This is a genomic window from Phocaeicola sp. (genome assembly GCF_048170425.1).
Classification (GTDB): domain Bacteria; phylum Bacteroidota; class Bacteroidia; order Bacteroidales; family Bacteroidaceae; genus Phocaeicola.
Genome location: NZ_DBEXBB010000120.1, coordinates 1 through 2614, shown reverse-complemented (window position 1 = coordinate 2614; position 2614 = coordinate 1). Strand labels below are relative to the sequence as shown.

1 protein-coding gene is annotated in these 2614 nt (G+C 44.9%); it reads right to left on the bottom strand.

From position 1 onward, the window contains the following. Positions 1 to 273: 273 nt before the first annotated feature. The gene (locus ACMJ0U_RS04750) at positions 274 to 2559 is read right to left on the bottom strand and encodes an NADP-dependent malic enzyme (RefSeq protein ID WP_417128508.1); all 2286 of its coding nucleotides are present in this window, start codon (positions 2557 to 2559) and stop codon (positions 274 to 276) included. Between the last annotated feature and the right edge of the window lie 55 nt (positions 2560 to 2614).

The following is a 2614-nucleotide window of genomic DNA, read 5'->3' as shown; positions in this document are numbered from 1 at the left end:
TTGTTTCTGTTTTTTAGTGATTTGATAACGGGGATAAATACCAAAGCCCCTGATATGAGAATCATGATGACAAGCGGACCGTCAATTTTAGGAGTAGAAGTAAGTACTAAAAAGCAAAGGGCGGCCCAACATAAAGTAAGTACGATACATTGTGTGTGGTTGAGTGGTTTTCTCATGGCTTTTAGAAAAATAATACACGGAGGAACGGTGGCAAGGCTGTAATTGGGGACTTGCGGCTGCTCCTCCGTGTAGAGTGGAATAAATCAGTAATGTTTATTGTGCTTTTTTCTTTTTGTCGACAATGGCATCAATGCAGGCGATAGCTGTGATATTGACAATATCGCGTACGGAGCTTTCAATGTCGGTGAAGTGAATCGGTTTGTTCAATCCCATCTGAATCGGGCCGATAACTTCAGTCTCACTCATACTCTGGATGAGCTGATAGGTAGCATTAGCTGAACTTAAGTTAGGGAATACCAAAGTGTTAACTTCTTTGCCTTTCAAACGGGTAAAAGGATACTTTTCATCGCGAAGTGCATTATTTAAGGCGAACTTCACTTGCATTTCCCCATCGATGGCCAGATCTGGATATTCCTGATGGAGCTGGTTGACAGCTTCGTGTACTTTGGCTGGGCTTCCTTCTGTATCAGAACCGAAGTTAGAGTAAGACAGCATGGCCATAACCGGTTCCTGGTTGAAGAAGCGTACGGCTTTTGCTGATAGTTTGGCGATATCTATCAAGGTATCTGTGTCCGGATGCCGGTTGATTAATGTATCGGTAATGAAATAAGTTCCTTTCTTTGAGTTCAGGATATGCATGGTACCAAAATGCTTGTATTCTGGCTGGATACCGATAACTTCCTTCGCAACCTTGATAGTATTGGAGTATTTGGTGTACAATCCGGTAACGAAAGCATCTGCTTCGCCAGTTTCCACCATCATCATACCAAAGTAGTTACGTTCGAACATCTTGTCGTTTGCTTCCTGGAAATTGGCTCCTTCGCGGGCACGTTTTTCGCAAAGGATGCGTGCGTAACGTTCGCGACGTTCAGACTCACGGTCGTGGCGAAGGTTGACAATTTCGATGCCTTCCAAACTGAGGTCGAGTTCTTTGGCCAGCTTTTCGATTCGTTCTTCATTACCCAGCAGAATCGGATGGCAGATGCCTTCAGCCTTGGCTTCTACCGCTGCTTTCAACATGTTGGGGTGAATGCCTTCTGCAAATACCACGCGCTGCGGATTGCGGCGGGCTGTTTCGTACAACTGGCGAGTCAGCTTGTTTTCCTGTCCCATCAACTCTCTCAGGTGATTCTTGTATTCATCCCAGTCGGTAATTTGCTTGCGAGCTACACCTGATTCCATAGCGGCTTTAGCCACAGCCATGGATACTTCGGTAATTAAACGCGGGTCAACAGGTTTCGGAATAAAGTATTCAGGTCCGAAGGTCAGGTTGTTTACATGGTAGGCTTCATTAACTACATCGGGTACAGGTTTCTTTGCCAAGTCTGCAATGGCATGTACGGCAGCCAGCTTCATTTCTTCGTTAATGGCAGTGGCACGAGTATCAAGTGCGCCGCGGAAGATATAAGGGAAGCCGATGACATTGTTTATCTGGTTTGGATAGTCAGAACGTCCGGTTGACATCAGTACATCCGGGCGGGAAGCCATGGCGTCTTCGTATGAAATTTCCGGAGTCGGGTTAGCCAGGGCAAATACGATGGGGTGAGAAGCCATGCTGCGTACCATGTCCTGACTCAGTACATTACCCTTGGAAAGGCCGAGGAATACGTCGGCTCCCTTGATGGCTTCTGCCAATGTGTGAATGTCGGTACGGTCGGTTGCAAAGAATTTTTTCTGTTCGTTCAGGTCAGTACGTTCTTTAGAAATCACTCCTTTACTGTCGAGCATGACAATGTTTTCCAGACGGGCTCCGAGTGCTACATACAATTTAGTACAAGATACGGCAGATGCGCCGGCACCGTTGACTACGATTTTTACTTCTTCTATTTTTTTTCCGGCTACTTCCAGCGCATTCAGCAATCCTGCACTGGAGATGATGGCAGTACCGTGCTGGTCATCGTGCATTACCGGAATGTCCAGTTCTTCTTTTAGTCTTTGTTCTATCTTGAAACACTCTGGCGCTTTAATGTCTTCCAGATTGATACCTCCGAAGGTAGGAGCAATGGCTTTGACAGCTTCTATGAATTTGTCCGGGTCTTTTTCGTTTACTTCAATATCGAATACGTCGATACCTGCATATATTTTAAATAGTAGTCCTTTTCCTTCCATTACAGGTTTTCCGCTCATGGCACCTATATCTCCCAGTCCCAATACGGCTGTTCCATTAGAAATAACGGCTACCAGATTACCTTTGTCTGTATAGTCGTATGCTGTATCCGGATTCTTCTGGATTTCCAAACATGGTTCTGCTACTCCAGGTGAATAAGCTAGTGATAAATCCCGTTGAGTTTGATAGGGTTTAGTAGGGACTACTTCGATTTTCCCCGGTTTACCTTGTGAATGATAAAGCAAGGCTGCTTCTTTGGTTATTTTTGTCATATTTCTTCGTTTTTTAGTTGTTTCAAAGAATAATGTATCGCGCAAATGTAGGAAT

Excerpts from the sequence above, each read along its gene's own strand:
- ACMJ0U_RS04750 (WP_417128508.1), bottom strand. The coding sequence starts at position 2,559 with ATGACAAAAATAACCAAAGAAGCAGCCTTGCTTTATCATTCACAAGGT.